The organism is Hydrogenophaga sp. GW456-12-10-14-TSB4, from assembly GCF_059424305.1.
The window spans coordinates 1-14,867 of sequence record NZ_JBWKZH010000058.1 but is presented as its reverse complement, the minus strand read 5'-3'; the positions used below and the strand labels follow the sequence as shown (position 1 = coordinate 14,867).

The window sequence follows — 14,867 nt, the reverse complement described above, 5'->3', positions numbered from 1 at the left end:
TTCTGAAGTCTTTGCAAGCAGCACTCCGAGCGGCGACACGCATACCCGTGTACCCCGTGAGCCCCCCAAGTCCTCGCCGGCGGGAGGGCGACTTGAAAACTGTCAGAAACTACGTCATACTTCTACCACTCAGGAGTTACCTCATGCAGACCCTCGCCAAACAAGTTCTAGAGCATGCCGCCGTGTTGCCGGAAGGCACGCCCCTGGTCGCGAAGGAACTGCTGCACCTGGGGAACCGGGCCGCCGTGGACCAGGTTCTGTCTCGCCTTGTGCAGCGCGGCGCCCTGATGCGCGCGGGTCGCGGCATCTATGTCCTGCCGGTAGAGAGCCGCTTTGGCTCCCGTGCGCCATCGACCGCCAAGATGGTCGAGGGGCTGGCCGCTCAACGCGGGGAAACCATCGTGTCGCACGGCGCGGCGGCTGCCAACGCGCTGGGCCTCACCACCCAGGTGCCGATGCGGGCCGTCTACCTGACGTCCGGCCCAAGCCGTCGCTTGAAGTTGGGTGCTCAGACCGTGGAGTTCCGGCATGCACCGGTGTGGCAGTTGATCTTTCCAGGCCGGGCCGCTGGCGATGTGGTGCGGGCGCTGGCATGGCTGGGGCCGGAGAAGGCCGGCGATGCGCTGCGTGCGCTGCGCGCCAAACTACCCACGGTCGAAATGAAGGAAGTGGCGTCGGCACGTGCTCGCTTGCCGACGTGGATGGCCCAGGAGGTCAGTACCCTGGTGCCGCATGGCTGAGTTCTTCGAACTCTCTTCCGACGAACGCTTGGAGGCCCTTGTCCAGGCTGCCAACGTTTCTGGGCGCCCTCCCCACCTGCTGGAAAAAGACGTTTGGGTGGTCTGGTCCCTGCGGCATCTCTTCGCCGCACCCTACGCCCCGCATCTCGTCTTCAAGGGTGGCACTTCCCTCTCGAAGGCCTACGGTGTAATTCAGCGCTTCTCCGAGGACGTGGACCTGACCTACGACATCCGAGCCATCGCTGGTGATCTGATCGGCGATGCGGGTACGCCGCTCCCAGCCAGCAAGAGCCAGGAAAAGAAGTGGAGCAAGGAGATCCGCGCCCGCCTGGCCGAATGGGTAACCACCGAAGTGGGTCCGCGGCTCCAGCATGACCTTGAGGAACATGGCCTACCGGCCACGGTTCGGGTCGAAGGCGACAAGGTGTTCATCCACTACGCGCCCCAGGCCTCAGGAACGGGTTATGTCCCGTCGGCTGTCATGTTGGAATTCGGCGCTCGATCCACCGGCGAACCTTCCGAACTGCGCTCTGTTCACTGTGATGCCGCCGTGCACCTGCAGGCAGTGGCGTTTCCAGAGGCGACGCCACAAGTGATGCGGGCCGAGCGAACCTTTTGGGAAAAAGCCACCGCAATTCACGTTTTCTGTGCGCAAGGCGCCTTTCGAGGAGGGGATAGGTTCGCTCGCCATTGGCACGACGTGACGCGGCTTGATGCCGCCGGCTTCGCCGACGCGGCAATCGCGGACAAAGCACTGGCGAAGGCGGTGGCCGATCACAAGAGCATCTTCTTCGCTGAGAAAGGTCCGGATGGGACGCTGATCGACTACCACGCCGCCATCTCGGGTGGTCTTCGCCTGGTTCCAGACGATGGCGCATTGGTGAAGTTGGCAGACGACTACCGGCACATGGTCGAAGACGGCTTGTTCCTTGATGAGGTCGAATCCTTCGACGCTCTCCTCCATCGATGCCGCGCGATTCAAGAGAAGACGAATGCGCCATGAGTAGTGGGCGATCGGTCATCCTAGACACCGTCGATGTACAGCGGACATACCATGGCCGACATTTCGTCCATTGAACGGCGCAAGCTGGAGCGACTGTTCCGAATGGGTAGCGGCTACGTACTTGACTTCTCGGACCGGTCCTTCAGCGAGTTCTTTGAAGAGCACACTCGCCGCGATATCGATGCTGCGGTCTACCGCGAACGCGGAACCTCCAAGGCTAACCGGCTGCGCGGATTCTGGGCAGTCGAAGGCAATCACCTGGTCGGCAAAGTCATCCAGGCGCTCATCCTGTATGGGCAGGCGGAAGACTGCCTGCCCGACGAGCCTGGACTGACGGACTTGACCAAGGATTGCTGGAACCTCGGTGAACGCATGCTGCGTGACACGCCGGTGGCCGAACTGGATTCCCTGACCGCCACTGCCGACGAACGCGATTTCGAGACCGTGGCGCAACATGTGCGCGAAGCGATTGAAAAGAACCAACCCGAAGCCGCACTGGATCGTCTGCACACCTTCGTCATCAAGTACCTGCGTACCGTGTGCGCGCATCGCGGTGTCGAGATCAATCGGGACAAGGCCTTGCACAGCATTTTCGGCGAATACGTGAAGCGCCTGCGCGACGCCGGTCTGCTTGAATCACTGATGACGGAGCGCATCCTGAAGTCCAGCATCTCCGTGCTGGAAGCCTTCAACGATGTACGCAACAACAGGAGCCTGGCGCACGACAACCCGATCCTCAATTACGAGGAAAGCCTGCTCATCTTCAACCATGTGGCCAGCTCAGTGCGCTTCATCAAGTCGCTCGAAGCCAGGACCGAGCCGACAAAGCCTTCAAAATCGGACACGGGTTCCGACGACAACTTGCCGTTCTAGTCAGCCATCTCCACCGGCAGCGCACGACAACGCGATTCAAATATTCGGTATCACGGGCATTTTTACTGAACAGTGAATATGGATCCCTGTGGTTCAGCGTCTCGGCGTCCCGCCGCCGGGCTCGCGGGCTGCGCCCCAGGCTTCGTGCCGAATCCCGGCCATCCGGCTTTGATCCCTGACGTCTCCGCGGCGTTGCCGCTGCGCGCTCCGCTTGCCTGGACTGTTGTGGTGAGCGGGGGGGGCGGTCTTGCTGTGCCCTTTCAACCTACCACGCCGTTCTCGCCGTCAAGGGCTGCGCGTGCCTTGCACGCTGGCGTCCTGGCGGCCGTCTCTGGCTGCGCCTCCGGCCCCTGACCGCTTGCGCTGCGGCGTGGGTGGCCGGTTCCGGGCAATCCCGCCCGATTCCGAACCGGAGCCGATCATGTCGCAGCTGTCTTCCCTGTCGTTCACGTCTTCCACCGATTCCTCCCTGCTCGTTCGCGATGTCGCGGGCAGCTACCGTCCTGCCGAGCCGGCAGAGGTGCTGCAGGCCGCGCTGCGGGTGTTGGCGGGCCAATTGCGCGGCTCCGAAATGCTCTCGTCACCGCAGGCGGTGCGCGACTTCCTGCGCATCCAGCTGGGCACGCTGGAGCACGAGGTGTTCGCGGTGATCCACCTGGACGCGCAACACCGGGTCATCGAGTACGTGGAGATGTTTCGCGGCACCGTAACCCAGACATCGGTCTATCCGCGCGAGGTGGTCAAGGAGGCCATGGCACACAACACAGCGGCCATCGTCCTGATCCACAACCACCCGTCGGGCGTGGCCGAGCCCTCCCGGGCCGATGAGCATCTGACCCAGACCCTCAAGAGCGCGCTGTCGCTGGTGGACGTGCGGGTCATCGATCACCTGATCGTGGCCGGGCCGACGATCCTGTCCTTCGCAGAACGCGGGCTGATCTGAGCCAACACAACCGGGAGCCACACCGGCTCCCGGTTTTCGTTTCCTGCCCAACAGCGTGCCACCGCTCGGTGGCACGAGCACTTCAGAGCTTCAAAGCCGGAGACGTTGAGGCTTCCGTCGTCGGCCTCGCACGGACATCCACATCGAGCCAGCTACGCTGGAGAACGCCTGGCTGGGTTGATGACGCGATGCTTCCGAACGAGGATCGAACGCTGTTCCCGTCACCTCGCTTTGACGCGGGGTCTCGGAAAGCGAGCGCACGTCGTCAACCCATTTCCCAGTTCCATGAATCACCAAGGCATCAGTGAAATCTCCTTTGAAGAAACCTACAGCGTGCCGCCGGAGCAGACGGCCCGGGCGCTGTTTTCCAGACTCCCGCATGGGAGCGACTACGCGCAGAGGCTGATCGAATGCCTGGCGACCGGGTACCTGGTCGCCGTCGTGGAGTCCATCTGCATCCGAGAGATGCAGCGGCATGTGGATGCCGACTCGGAGGTCGTGGTGGGTCGGACGATCGAACTGGAGCACAAAGGGCCGATCCCGCCAGGCTCAACCCTGAAGCTGCGGGGATGGGTTGAACGGCTGGGGGAGCGAAGTGCGAAATTCCGCGTGCAGGCATCCGACGACCACGAGCTGGTTTGCGACGGCTGCGTCATTCTGGTGGTGGCGCCGCGAACCTCGATGGAATCGCGCATCGCCGAAAAAGTGGTGGCGCTCGGAACGAAGTCCGATGGAGTCCTTGTTGAGGACGTGCATGGCAGGAGTGCCTCGCTGGATTCGGTGAGCCGCCTGGAACCCCAGATTCCCTGAACCCGCCCTGCCCCTCCGGGGAATCAGGGAAGTGTGATTGGGCTGGCTTGCTGTTGCACCCAGCGTGCCACGTCGTTCTCGCCGTCAAGGTCGGCGCGCATCGGTGATGCGCTGGCGGCCTGAGCGGCCGTCTTCGAACCTTGACCGCTGCGCTGCGCCGTGACCCGGAGGCTGCGGGCAATCCCGCCCGGCATTCCTTCTGGAGTTCACCATGAACGCACTCATCACCGACGAGCAGCGCGTGCTGCTGCTGGCCAACGGCCGCGAGACTCTGCGAAACCCTGACTTCGACCCCGCACCCGTGGTCAAGCTGTTCACACCCGACGCCGGTGCGACCTGGCTGCTTTCCGAGATCGACCCGGACGATCATGACCATGCCTTCGGTCTGTGCGATCTGGGCCTGGGTGCACCGGAGCTGGGCTGGGTAAGTCTGCGTGAACTGGCGACAGTGCGCGGTCGGCTCGGGTTGCCGGTGGAGCGCGACATGCACTTCCGTGCCGAGAAGCGTCTGAGCGCCTACGCGCGGGACGCTCGGCTGGCCGGACGCATCGTCGTCTGACCAGCCGCCAGGGCGTCGCGGACGCTCTGGTTTTCAGGGTTTCAGCAGATCCGGCAGGCAATCGGCGAACGCCGGCTGGATCTTGCTCATCGGCTAGACGATGGATTCGTCGCCGGTGAGCACGGCCATCGTCATACCGGTCATGGTGCTCAGACCATTGGAGTTGCGCAGCACCTGCAAGGCCAGGTGCACGGGGAAGCCATCGGCGCTGCGCCGCAGCGGGTGGATGCCGCCGTGCACGAAGGAGTTCATGGCGTTCCAGGACACGTCCTTGAACTGGCTCAGCATCCCGTGGGCCGCTGCGGGCACACCCTGCCCGACCCGCTTGCCGATCTGATCGATCATTTCCTTCGCGCTGGGCAAGTTCTTGGCCGCCTGTTCGGTTTCGAGCGTGAGCGGTGCTGACAGCTTCTCGATAGCCGCGTCGTTGGCGGCATAGATGAGCCACATGGCCCGGGTCAGGGCCTCGAACTGCAGGCGCATCAGGCTCACTGCCGAGGTCGGCAAGCCCAGGGCCATCAGGGCGCGCAGCGCTGTCGCGTGCTCCGTGGCCACCACGCACATACCCAGGGCTGCTTCGCCTCGCGGAGAACCATCGAACTCGGCGTCGTCGAGCAGTTCGGTCAGTCGCTCCATCAACGCATCGGAGCGGTTGAGCATCTGATCCAGTGGGTCGTCGAAGTGGGTGGGGTCTTTCTCGGGCATGCCGTGATCGTAGAGTCACCGCGGTCACCGGGCGTCTCCGGCCATTGGGGGTTGGCCGGCCGCGCTGTCGTGCTGCGCATCGAGCCCACGGGCCCTGCGGTTCCGCCGTCTCGCCCCTGGCGGGCTTCCATCGTTCCCTTCCCTCCGGTCGGCTGACGCCTTCGGCCCGGCCTCACGTCCGGTCCTGCGCGCTGCGCTTGCGTGGGGTCGGCGCCATCAGCGGCCAAGGGCCACTGGCGCCCTCTTCCCTCGTCCATCACCACTTGCGCGACCGTAGCCCGCCGCCCGGTGCCGTCAAGGCGCGCCAGGCCGTGTCCTCGGCTGCGCCTGCGGGCCGCACCAGCCCTGGCGCTTGCTTCCTTGACGGCACCGGGCGGCGCGCTCCTTCGGTCGCGGGCGATGAACTCAGGAAAGACGGTGGCGAAGGGGCCGGCCCAGGTCTCTGCGCCGACCCCACCAGAAGACCCGAAGAGGGCTCCGAATCTAGGAATCCGGTGGGGGTTTTCAACAGCCAGCTTCATTTGGAGAAATGACCATGCAACTTGCCTCCCGTTTCGCACCGCGTTCGCCGGTGCTGCGTTCCGAGTCCCCGCTGTCGGATGACCAGATCCGCGCCGTGGCCCCGTCAATCTTTGCCGAGGCGCCACACCGCAGCCGCTCCGAGCGCTACAGCTACATCCCCACCGCCACCGTGCTGCAGGAACTGCGCGGCGAGGGCTTCCAGCCTTTCATGGTGTGCCAGACCCGCGTGCGCCAGGACGACCGGCGCGAGTTCACCAAGCACCTGATCCGGCTTCGCCACGCCAGCCAGATCAACGGTCGCGAGGCCAACGAAATCATCCTGCTGAACTCGCACGACGGCACCAGCAGCTACCAGATGCTGGCCGGCATGTTCCGTTTCGTCTGCCAGAACGGTCTGGTGTGCGGCGACACCGTGGCCGACGTGCGCGTGCCGCACAAGGGCGACGTGGCCGCGCAGGTGATCGAGGGCGCCTACACGGTGCTGCAGGGCTTCGGGCAGGCGCAAGAGTCGCGCGAGGCCATGCAGGCCGTGACGCTGGACACGGGCGAATCCGAGGTGTTCGCGCGCGCCGCGCTGGCCCTCAAGTACGACGACGCCGAGAAGGCACCGCCCGTCACCGAATCGCAAATCCTGATGCCACGTCGCCACGACGACGACCGGCGCGACCTGTGGAGCGTGTTCAACCGCACCCAGGAGAACCTGATCAAGGGCGGGCTGACCGGCCGAAGCGCCAACGGGCGCCGCCAGAGCACCCGCCCCGTGCAGGGCATCGACCAGAACCTGCGCCTGAACCGCGCCCTGTGGCTGCTGGCCGATGGCCTGCGCCAGCTCAAGGGCTGATCCCCTATTTTTCCCCTCGCGCGCGGCGCGAGGGGCTTGGCCCTAACGCCGCGCACCGTCCCGTTTTCTCACGCACCCACCCACCGGAATTTCACCATGAACGCACTCACCCATCCCGAAGCCCAAGCCCTGCACGCCATCCCCGCACCGCAGGTGCCCGCCCAGCCCTCGCAGCAGATGCTGCTCGTGCCGCTGTCGCGGCTGCGCCCGTCGCGCCGCAACGTGCGCAAGACGGCAGGCCCATCCATCGAAGCGCTGGCCGCCAGCATCGAGCGCGTGGGCCTGCTGCAGAACCTCACCGTCACCCTGGCTGCGGACGGTGGTCACTACGAGGTGGTGGCCGGAGGCCGCCGCTTCGCGGCCCTCAAGCTGCTGGCCAAAAAACGTCACATGGCCAAGGATTGGGATGTGCCCTGCCTGCTGGTGGCCGACTCCAGCGCGCGCACCGCCAGCCTGACAGAGAACGTGCAGCGCGAGGCCATGCACCCGGCCGACCAGTTCGAGGCCTTCGCCGCCCTGGTGGCCGAGGGGCGCCCGATGGAAGACATCGCGGCCGACTTTGGCGTCACGCCGCTGGTGGTGCAGCGCCGTCTCAAGCTCGCCAACGTCTCGCCCCGGCTGATGGCCGATTACCGCACCGACGCCCTCAGCCTGGACCAATTGATGGCGCTGGCCGTGACCGATGACCACGTCGCCCAGGAGGCCGCGTTCTATGAAGCACCCGAATGGCAGCGCAGCCCGACAGCGCTGCGCCAGCGCCTGACCGAGCGGGAAATCGGCGCCGATCACGCGTTGGTGCGCTTCGTCGGCCTGGACGCCTACACCGCCGCCGGAGGTGGCATCCGCCGCGACCTGTTCGCCGACGACGAGGACACCGGCACCACCCTGACCGATGCCGCGCTGCTGGAGCGGCTGGCGCGCGAGAAGCTGGAGGGGCTGGCCGAGGCTGTCCGCACCGAGGACTGGGCCTGGGTGGAGGCGGTGCCGCATCTGAGCCCCGCCGAGCGACAGTCGTTCCAGAACGCACCGCGCACGCGCCGCGAACCCACGGCGCGCGAGGTGCGGCGCATGGAGGTACTGCAAGGCCGCATCACCCGCACCGATGCCGCGCTCGAACAAGCCTACGACGCGGACGACGAGGACAAGGCCGAAACCCTGCACCAGCGCCGCGAGGTCCTCGCGTCCGAACTGGAAGCCGTGCAGTCCCAGCTGAGCGGCCATGCGCCCGAGGTCCGAGCCATGGCCGGGGCCATCGTCACGCTGGACCGCGAGGGGCAGCCCCTGATTCACCGGGGGCTGTTGCGCGAAGCCGAAGCCAAGGCGCTGCGCGCGCTGGACGCGGCGCGCCAACGCGCCGGCAACAGCCAGACCCCTGGCGACGATGGCAGCGATTCAGACGGATCAACCACGGGCGACACGCCGCACGGCGCGGAACACTTGTCCGACCGGCTGGCACAGCGCCTGAGCGCCCACCGCACCGCCGCCCTGCAGATTGAGCTCGCGCGCCAGCCACAGGTGGCGCTGGCTGCGCTGGTGCACGCCCTGGTGCAGCAGGCCCTGCAGGGCGGCTACCGCAACGCCCTGCCCCTGGGTTTGCGCCTGAGCCTGCGTGATCGCCTGGAAGACTCGGCACCCGACTGGCCCGAGTCGCCCGCCGCGCTCGCGCTGCGCAAACTGCGGCAGGCCTGGGCCAACCGTCTGCCGCAGGAGCCGGGCGAGCTGTTCACCGTGCTGCTGGACAAGTCCCAGGACGAACTGGTGCAACTGCTGGCGCTGTGCACCGCCCCAGCGGTGGGTGTGGTGACGCCCCGCACGACCGCCAGTCAGCCCGGCGCTGAACTGGCGCAGGCGTTGGGCCTGGACATGGCCGCTTGGTGGAAGCCCACGGCCGAGAGCTATTTCCAGCACGTGCCCAAGGCCGCCATCCTGAACGCGGTGGCGCAGTTCGCGCCGAATGAAGTGTCCCGCCTGTCCAAGCTCAAGAAAGTCGAGCTTGCGCAGGAAGCCGAGCGACTGGCCGAGGGCAGCGGCTGGATGCCCGCCGTGTTTGGTCGTGAGGCGCCAGCAGCAGCAGTGGAGCGCACCGACGCGGATGCGTCCGACGATTGACTCGGGCAATCGGCAAAGCACTGCAAGGCCCCGTTGCTTGCCGCCCGGGGCCTTGTCGTTTCCGGCATGGGCGCGCGCAGCATGGGCTGACCAAGGCCAAAAAAAAACGCCACGCCACCGCCTTCGATCAGGCGGCGGCGTGGCGGCGCGCAAGGTCTTGCGCGAACGCTTCATGCCAGCGCGGTTGGCATCAGCACATAGAATGCCAACACAGCCGCGTCCCGCTGAACCTGCTGCCGGGTTAAACGACGTTTCTTGCTTCCCTTCTCTGATCGCAGACCGTGTCCATTCCTTCGGTCGGTGCGTAATCGGCAGTCATCGACCATGCACAAAGGAATTTGGCATGTCTGATTCGACATTCTTCGTCTCCGCTGCGGCCGTGCGCAATCTCAAGCACAGTGCCCAGAACCGCGTCAGCGGTGTCTCGTCCTCTCATCTCAGTGAAGCCCTCTCGTCGGCGCTCGGCTTCAAGACGCATGCGGCGCTGCGCGCTGCTCTCGCCGGTCGAACGACCGTCGAGGTGCCCAAGCCCAGCAATGCGCGCATGGTGCGGCGGCTCCAGGAACTGGGCTACAACGCCACAGGGGATCTGCGTCTGGTCCCTGAGTTCGAGCACTCGTACTCGCCGTTCCGCAACTTTCCCCTAAAAAAGAAGCGCAGTGCACGCTGGATGGGCTGGCGCAACCTGATGGTCGCTGCCATCAATGCTGGGCTGGAGCAGCGCCTGTTCGGCCTGGAGCCCAGCGACAACTGGTGGCCCGGCGGCAATCCACACAGCCAGCTTTGCAAGCGGCACATTTACCGATACGACCTTGAGGGCGGCCATGCGGCCGTGGCCAGTGTGAATGCCATCAGCGGCGACGAGCTGTCGATCAACGTGGTGCTCGATCCGCGACATGAGGGCATTGAGCCCGACCGATTCAATGGTCTGCGCGATGGCGACGCCCATGCTCACGCGTGGGTGGAGCGGCGTCTGGGGGCCTGGATTCAGGACGGCGGAGAGGACTTTTCCTGCAAACGAGCGGTACAGCCCTGGCTGGCTCAACTGAAGATTCACCCCATGGGCTATTCGGACCAAGGTAGCTTCTTCATGTGACCTGGGCTATGGCGCGTCTGGGTGGGCGTGTCGGCGCCTTGCGCCGCCAAGCTCTCGGGCTACGCCCCGTGCCGTCATAGCCGTCACGGCCCTTCGGCTTCGATCCTTCACGCCTGCGCGCTGCGCTTGCCTGTGCTGGCCGGATGCGTTCGTGCTTCGCCTCCGACCCTGCATCACCCCGCTGCGCGAGCCGGGTGCTACGCCTGTGCTTGCTGCGCTGAGTTGCCTGGTTTGCCCTCTTCCCCCCACGCTGGCGGGCACGTCACAGGGAATGCCACAAACCGCAAGGTGTGGGCACCGTCCTGGTTGACCTGGCAGGCGACGTGCGGAGCGGGGTGCGGTATGGATGCCGCAGGGGCTTCTCACGTTGTTGCGACTCTGACCGATGGCGCAAGGGTGGTGGCCGCTGAGGTCTCAACACAGGCATGGTGAACGTGCTTGGCCATGAGGCCTTTCGGGAAAGGTGCGTCCCAGGCGTCCTTGTCTTGTCGTGAATCCTGGCGGGGTCGCGGCTGCGCCTCAGGCTTGATGGCCGCAACCGTACGGCCCAAGAAATTTCCCCTCCGCTGCGCGGATTCCTCGCGAGGCAAATTTCCCGTGCCTGCCGGTCCTCCACGCTGTTGCGGCCCCTTTGCTGCGCTGCGGGGTGCGACCCGCCCGTCCCCCGCCTGACGGATCACAACAAGGACGCGATGGGCGCGACCTTGGCAACCCGAAAGGAAATCATCATGGCCAACATCGGCACCTTCACCGCTCAGAACGACGGCTTCATCGGCACCGTTCGCACCCTCACGCTCAACGTCAAGGTCAAGTTCGTGCGCAACGACAAGGGCAGTGAGAACGCCCCCGACTACCGCATCCAGGCCGGCACCGGCTACGACATCGGCGCCGCCTGGAAGAAGATCAGCCAGTCCGAACGCCCCTACCTGTCAGTGACGCTGGACGACCCCTCGTTCCCGGCCACCATCTACGCCCGCCTGATCGAGGAAGAGGACGGCTCGCACAACCTCATCTGGTCGCGCAGCAAGCCCACGGCCTGACGGTCACGCCGATCCCCCCGTCCTGGTGGGATCGCTGTTGCAGGCAAAGCCTGCAGTCTCAGGCCGCGGTCGAACCCAGTTGGGCTTCGGTCGCGGCCATCAGGTCGGTCGCACCGCATTCCAGCGCTGCCGCAATCTTGAAAATGAGCGGCAACGAGGGGATGTGCTCGCCCCGCTCGATCTTGCCCATGTGCGAGCGCTCGATGCCAGCCCGGTGCGCCAGCGCCTCCTGGGCCATGCCCTGCCCCGAGCGCAGCGCGCGCACCGCCGCGCCGAAGGCTTGCGCCAGCTCGGCATCGAAGGTGGTGGCACCGGTCGGACGGCCGGCCTGGATGGGACGCTTCTGCATGGACAGAAGCGTTCCGTTTGGAGAGAATTAAAACCACGTTATCTTTAACTCAAACACGATTTGCGCGGCCGATTTGGTGAATCCACTCATGGGCGCTTCCGTGCTTTTACGTAACAATCGTGTATCCGCGTAAAACTCCAAAGCCGCATTGGCTCATTCGAGCGTTCACGTCATGCCGACTTTCAGGCTTCGTGCAAGGGTGTTTTTCTGCAAAAGCCGCTGTGCACCTTTCCGGACAGGCACGAAAGCGGCTTTGCGATTCGGTGTTTCTGATGCAACGCGTGTTTCCGCACGGCGCCACGCACTCTTACCATGCCGGCTGAACCTCTCATCACCGACGAACAGCATGCGCAGCTGCTGGCCAACGGCCATGCCCGCACCGCTGACGCGCAGGTCGACCTTTGGCCCGTGGTGCGCCTGTTCACGCCGGACGCGCACGCGACCTGGCTGCTCGCCGCCCTGAACCCCGCCGATGGCGACACCGCCTGGGGCCTGTGCGACGTGGGCATCGGCATGCCCGAGCTGGGCACCATCAGGCTGTCGGACCTAGCTGCCATCGTCGGTCCCGACCAGTTACCGGTGCGGCGCGACCTGCACTTTCACGCCATGCGACCGATGTCGGAGTACCTGCGGCTGGCACAGGACAACGGCTCGATCACGGACTGAGCGCTCCGCGCCGCCACACGTCAGACCGGGACGGTCTGAATGTCACCAACACGCGTTCGCCGTGACCATTCAGACCCAAACGGTCATGACGAACGCGCTGTACCACGCCATGTTCGGCCTCGCCACGATGGCTTTGCTGCCACGTGGCCGTCGCCTCAGGCCGACTCACGGCGGGTTCGGCCACCTTCGGACGCCACGTCACCGCTCTGCTCCTCCCAACCGAATTCCTGACCGATGACCTGGTAGCCGCTGCCGACCGATGCGATGTTCCCGCACAAGAACAGGGGGTTCGCACCATGACAGACCTTGCCGATGGCCAGCCACAGGCCGCCCAACCGCCGCCCTGGCACGCCAGCGCTGCTTACCTCTACGCGCTGCACCTCGACGGGCCGGCATTGGCCTGGGAGTACCTGCGACGCCACCCCGGCTACCGTTTGGCCTGGCGCATGCAGGCAACTGACGCCGGCGCAGCGCGGCCCTGGGGTCTGCGCATGCTGGAAGACCCGGCGCTGGACGCGCGTGAAGCGCTACCCCACTGGCTCAACACCCGGTCTCGCGCCATCCGCGTGGTGCCCGACGAAGACGCTGAATCCAATGACTGCTCCTTCGAGTTCTGGCGCCTGCCTGGTCACAAGGCCTTGCAGCACGATGGCCAAGGCCTCGTGCTCACCGCGCGCTGGCCGGGTTGCTGCACACGCATGGTGCTGGCGCCCGACCTGCAAGACGGCATGCCGCACGCCTTTGCCGTGCGCGCCTGCCGCGCCCCAGGCTCACGCTACCGCGACATGGCAGCCGAACTCGACCAACTGACCGCCGCCTGCCAGGCTGAACCGCTGGCCACTACACAGCCGCGCCCCTGTCCTGCTGCACTTCAAACGCTACACACCCTACAGGTCCTCGATGCCAGCCAGGACGGCGCCTCGCTGCGCGAGATCGCCGAGGGCCTGTTCGGCGCGACGGAGGTCGCGGCCGACTGGCACGCTGACAGCGCCTTGCGCGCCCGAGTGCGCCGCCTGGTGCAGCGTGGTCGCACGCTGGTGAACGGAGGCTACCGCGAGCTGGCCGGGCTAGGTCCGCTGCCCGCAAACCAGCAGGGACGAAACCGCCCCACCCCAGATCGTCCCTGAGCAGAACGCCCGCGTTTCCTGAGACTGCCTCCACCCGGCTGCAACCCCGCAGCCGGGCCTTCCTGACCGATGGAGGCGCCTCTCATGCGACCCGCTCCCCTGCGGCCTGCCGCCGCACCCGCTCACCTACCGCAAGGCGCCGCGCTGGCGGCTGCCAAGCCACAGCCGCCGCGCTACCTCACCAACGACGAGGCCGCCGACTACCTGCGTCTGTCCCCGCGCACCCTGGAAAAGCAGCGGGTCATCGGCGGCGGCCCGCGTTTCCGGAAATTCGGCCGGCGCGTCATGTACGCCGTCACCGACCTCGACACCTGGGCCGACCAGCGCAGCTTCGAAGCGACGTCCGACCCCGAGTACGCCGAGCACCACTCGGCCGACAGCCGTGCGCGCTGAGGGGCGCTGCGCGCCCACTTCGTCGCCTGTTGCCGATGTCTCTATCCTCGCCACAGCGGCCGACCGAGCAACTCGACCTGTTCCGCGCGCTGCCGGGCGACATGGCGCCGCGCGACAGCCAGGACCTGATGGCCTACCCCTTCTTCTCGTTGGCCAAGTCGCGGCGCACCAAGCCCATCGACTTTCGCAGCGGCAACGTCGCTATCCGGGTGGAAGGCACGCAGGAACACGGCATCGCCACCATCTGGGATGCCGACATCCTCATCTGGGCCGCCAGCCAGATCGTGGAGGCGCGCGATGCGGGCATCACCACCTCGCGGCTCATGCGCGCACGGCCCTACGAGATCCTGCGCTTCATCGGGCGCGGTGTGTCATTGCGCGACTACCAGCGCCTCAAGGCCGCGCTGGATCGCCTGCAGTCCACCACCGTGGCCACATCCATCCGCGAGACCACCGGCCGGCGCCTGCACCGCTTTTCCTGGATCAACGAGTGGAAGGAACTGGCCGACGCCCGCGGCGCGCCGCTGGGCATCGAGTTGATCCTACCGGACTGGTTCTATGCGGGTGTGCTGGACGCCGCGCTGGTGCTCACCATCGACCCGGCCTACTTCGACCTCACCGGCGGCATCGAGCGCTGGCTCTACCGCCTGGTGCGCAAGCACGGCGGGCATCAGCCCGGCGGCTGGCAGTTCGACTTCAAGCACCTGCACCGCAAGTCCGGCAGCACCGCCAAGCCGCACGACTTTGCCTGCGACCTGCGCGCCCTGGTGGCGCGGCAGTCCATGCCCGGCTACCGCCTGGGCATCGTGCGCATGCCGGGCACGGGTGCCGAGGTGCTGACCTTCCGGCCGGTGTCACCCACGGCACGGGGATAAGCGGTTTATGGCCTGTGGACGGGCTCGTGCCATCGGGCGTGTCCCGCCTCGTGCTATCCGGCGTGCATCCATCGTGCCATCAGGCGTGCCGATCGGCCGCCAGCCCAATGGCGGCGCGGGTTGTCGTTTGCCGTAACGTACCTAAGGCTACGCTGAACAAGTAGCCGATTTGAGCGATCCGCTGCCCAATGGGTCGCTGACGCGGGGAAGCCTCGC

Annotated in this window: 16 protein-coding genes; 14 read left to right on the top strand and 2 right to left on the bottom strand. The window is 66.0% G+C overall.

Annotation, left to right across the window (positions count from 1 at the left end; all coding sequences use genetic code 11):
• The first annotated feature begins 143 nt into the window (after positions 1 to 143).
• The 6 genes from AC07ZS_RS22940 to AC07ZS_RS22915 all read left to right on the top strand — a co-directional run bounded on the left by AC07ZS_RS22940 (position 144) and on the right by AC07ZS_RS22915 (position 4,928).
• Positions 144 to 740, top strand: a complete 597-nt coding sequence (locus AC07ZS_RS22940) for a DUF6088 family protein (protein WP_494800838.1) — start codon at positions 144 to 146, stop codon at positions 738 to 740.
• The gene (locus tag AC07ZS_RS22935) at positions 733 to 1,743 is read left to right on the top strand and encodes a nucleotidyl transferase AbiEii/AbiGii toxin family protein (protein WP_494800837.1); all 1,011 of its coding nucleotides are present in this window, start codon (positions 733 to 735) and stop codon (positions 1,741 to 1,743) included. Before AC07ZS_RS22940 ends, AC07ZS_RS22935 begins: the two co-directional genes overlap by 8 nt.
• 51 nt (positions 1,744 to 1,794) lie before the next feature.
• Positions 1,795 to 2,616: an abortive infection family protein gene (locus AC07ZS_RS22930; protein ID WP_494800836.1), complete on the top strand. Its 822-nt coding sequence runs from the start codon at positions 1,795 to 1,797 to the stop codon at positions 2,614 to 2,616.
• Between the two features lie 421 nt (positions 2,617 to 3,037).
• Complete coding sequence (gene radC, locus AC07ZS_RS22925) at positions 3,038 to 3,559, top strand: RadC family protein (RefSeq protein WP_494800835.1); 522 nt, start codon at positions 3,038 to 3,040, stop codon at positions 3,557 to 3,559.
• A 285-nt stretch (positions 3,560 to 3,844) separates the two neighbouring features.
• Entirely contained in the window at positions 3,845 to 4,369 is a 525-nt protein-coding gene (locus AC07ZS_RS22920; protein ID WP_494800834.1) for a thioesterase family protein, read from the top strand.
• Between the two features lie 211 nt (positions 4,370 to 4,580).
• Positions 4,581 to 4,928 (top strand): DUF2958 domain-containing protein, encoded by a 348-nt coding sequence (locus AC07ZS_RS22915; protein ID WP_494800833.1) that lies wholly within the window; start codon positions 4,581 to 4,583, stop codon positions 4,926 to 4,928.
• Between the two features lie 93 nt (positions 4,929 to 5,021).
• Here AC07ZS_RS22915 and AC07ZS_RS22910 read toward each other — a convergent pair whose 3' ends face one another.
• Complete coding sequence (locus AC07ZS_RS22910) at positions 5,022 to 5,633, bottom strand: DUF6988 family protein (RefSeq protein WP_494800832.1); 612 nt, start codon at positions 5,631 to 5,633, stop codon at positions 5,022 to 5,024.
• A 535-nt stretch (positions 5,634 to 6,168) separates the two neighbouring features.
• On the opposite strand from AC07ZS_RS22910, the gene AC07ZS_RS22905 reads away from it, so the two are divergent.
• The 4 genes from AC07ZS_RS22905 (at position 6,169) to AC07ZS_RS22890 (ending at position 11,241) form a co-directional block, all read left to right on the top strand.
• Positions 6,169 to 6,996, top strand: a complete 828-nt coding sequence (locus AC07ZS_RS22905) for a DUF932 domain-containing protein (protein ID WP_494800831.1) — start codon at positions 6,169 to 6,171, stop codon at positions 6,994 to 6,996.
• A 96-nt stretch (positions 6,997 to 7,092) separates the two neighbouring features.
• The gene (locus AC07ZS_RS22900) at positions 7,093 to 9,105 is read left to right on the top strand and encodes a ParB/RepB/Spo0J family partition protein (RefSeq protein ID WP_494800830.1); all 2,013 of its coding nucleotides are present in this window, start codon (positions 7,093 to 7,095) and stop codon (positions 9,103 to 9,105) included.
• 343 nt (positions 9,106 to 9,448) lie between these two features.
• Positions 9,449 to 10,201: a hypothetical protein gene (locus AC07ZS_RS22895; protein WP_494800829.1), complete on the top strand. Its 753-nt coding sequence runs from the start codon at positions 9,449 to 9,451 to the stop codon at positions 10,199 to 10,201.
• Between the two features lie 728 nt (positions 10,202 to 10,929).
• Complete coding sequence (locus AC07ZS_RS22890) at positions 10,930 to 11,241, top strand: DUF736 domain-containing protein (protein WP_494800828.1); 312 nt, start codon at positions 10,930 to 10,932, stop codon at positions 11,239 to 11,241.
• Positions 11,242 to 11,299: 58 nt separating this feature from the next.
• On the opposite strand, the gene AC07ZS_RS22885 is transcribed toward AC07ZS_RS22890, so the two are convergent.
• Entirely contained in the window at positions 11,300 to 11,590 is a 291-nt protein-coding gene (locus AC07ZS_RS22885; protein WP_494800827.1) for a helix-turn-helix domain-containing protein, read from the bottom strand.
• Positions 11,591 to 11,902: 312 nt separating this feature from the next.
• Between AC07ZS_RS22885 and AC07ZS_RS22880 the strand changes: the two genes are divergently transcribed.
• From AC07ZS_RS22880 to AC07ZS_RS22865, 4 genes are all read left to right on the top strand, one after another.
• Complete coding sequence (locus tag AC07ZS_RS22880) at positions 11,903 to 12,256, top strand: DUF2958 domain-containing protein (RefSeq protein ID WP_494800826.1); 354 nt, start codon at positions 11,903 to 11,905, stop codon at positions 12,254 to 12,256.
• A 296-nt stretch (positions 12,257 to 12,552) separates the two neighbouring features.
• Positions 12,553 to 13,383 (top strand): DUF2285 domain-containing protein, encoded by an 831-nt coding sequence (locus tag AC07ZS_RS22875; protein ID WP_494800825.1) that lies wholly within the window; start codon positions 12,553 to 12,555, stop codon positions 13,381 to 13,383.
• An 84-nt stretch (positions 13,384 to 13,467) separates the two neighbouring features.
• A complete protein-coding gene (locus AC07ZS_RS22870) occupies positions 13,468 to 13,776 on the top strand; it encodes a helix-turn-helix transcriptional regulator (protein ID WP_494800824.1) in 309 nt (102 codons plus the stop codon).
• Between the two features lie 35 nt (positions 13,777 to 13,811).
• Positions 13,812 to 14,651 carry a replication initiator protein A gene (locus AC07ZS_RS22865; RefSeq protein WP_494800823.1) on the top strand — a complete coding sequence of 280 codons (840 nt, stop codon included), beginning with the start codon at positions 13,812 to 13,814 and terminating at the stop codon, positions 14,649 to 14,651.
• Positions 14,652 to 14,867 lie beyond the last annotated feature (216 nt).

Excerpts from the sequence above, each read along its gene's own strand:
- AC07ZS_RS22930 (WP_494800836.1), top strand. The coding sequence starts at position 1,795 with ATGGCCGACATTTCGTCCATTGAACGGCGCAAGCTGGAGCGACTGTTC.
- AC07ZS_RS22875 (WP_494800825.1), top strand. The coding sequence starts at position 12,553 with ATGACAGACCTTGCCGATGGCCAGCCACAGGCCGCCCAACCGCCGCCC.
- AC07ZS_RS22915 (WP_494800833.1), top strand. The coding sequence starts at position 4,581 with ATGAACGCACTCATCACCGACGAGCAGCGCGTGCTGCTGCTGGCCAAC.
- AC07ZS_RS22890 (WP_494800828.1), top strand. The coding sequence starts at position 10,930 with ATGGCCAACATCGGCACCTTCACCGCTCAGAACGACGGCTTCATCGGC.
- AC07ZS_RS22940 (WP_494800838.1), top strand. The coding sequence starts at position 144 with ATGCAGACCCTCGCCAAACAAGTTCTAGAGCATGCCGCCGTGTTGCCG.
- AC07ZS_RS22910 (WP_494800832.1), bottom strand. The coding sequence starts at position 5,633 with ATGCCCGAGAAAGACCCCACCCACTTCGACGACCCACTGGATCAGATG.
- AC07ZS_RS22885 (WP_494800827.1), bottom strand. The coding sequence starts at position 11,590 with ATGCAGAAGCGTCCCATCCAGGCCGGCCGTCCGACCGGTGCCACCACC.
- AC07ZS_RS22905 (WP_494800831.1), top strand. The coding sequence starts at position 6,169 with ATGCAACTTGCCTCCCGTTTCGCACCGCGTTCGCCGGTGCTGCGTTCC.
- AC07ZS_RS22895 (WP_494800829.1), top strand. The coding sequence starts at position 9,449 with ATGTCTGATTCGACATTCTTCGTCTCCGCTGCGGCCGTGCGCAATCTC.
- AC07ZS_RS22880 (WP_494800826.1), top strand. The coding sequence starts at position 11,903 with ATGCCGGCTGAACCTCTCATCACCGACGAACAGCATGCGCAGCTGCTG.
- radC (WP_494800835.1), top strand. The coding sequence starts at position 3,038 with ATGTCGCAGCTGTCTTCCCTGTCGTTCACGTCTTCCACCGATTCCTCC.
- AC07ZS_RS22865 (WP_494800823.1), top strand. The coding sequence starts at position 13,812 with ATGTCTCTATCCTCGCCACAGCGGCCGACCGAGCAACTCGACCTGTTC.
- AC07ZS_RS22900 (WP_494800830.1), top strand. The coding sequence starts at position 7,093 with ATGAACGCACTCACCCATCCCGAAGCCCAAGCCCTGCACGCCATCCCC.
- AC07ZS_RS22920 (WP_494800834.1), top strand. The coding sequence starts at position 3,845 with ATGAATCACCAAGGCATCAGTGAAATCTCCTTTGAAGAAACCTACAGC.
- AC07ZS_RS22870 (WP_494800824.1), top strand. The coding sequence starts at position 13,468 with ATGCGACCCGCTCCCCTGCGGCCTGCCGCCGCACCCGCTCACCTACCG.
- AC07ZS_RS22935 (WP_494800837.1), top strand. The coding sequence starts at position 733 with ATGGCTGAGTTCTTCGAACTCTCTTCCGACGAACGCTTGGAGGCCCTT.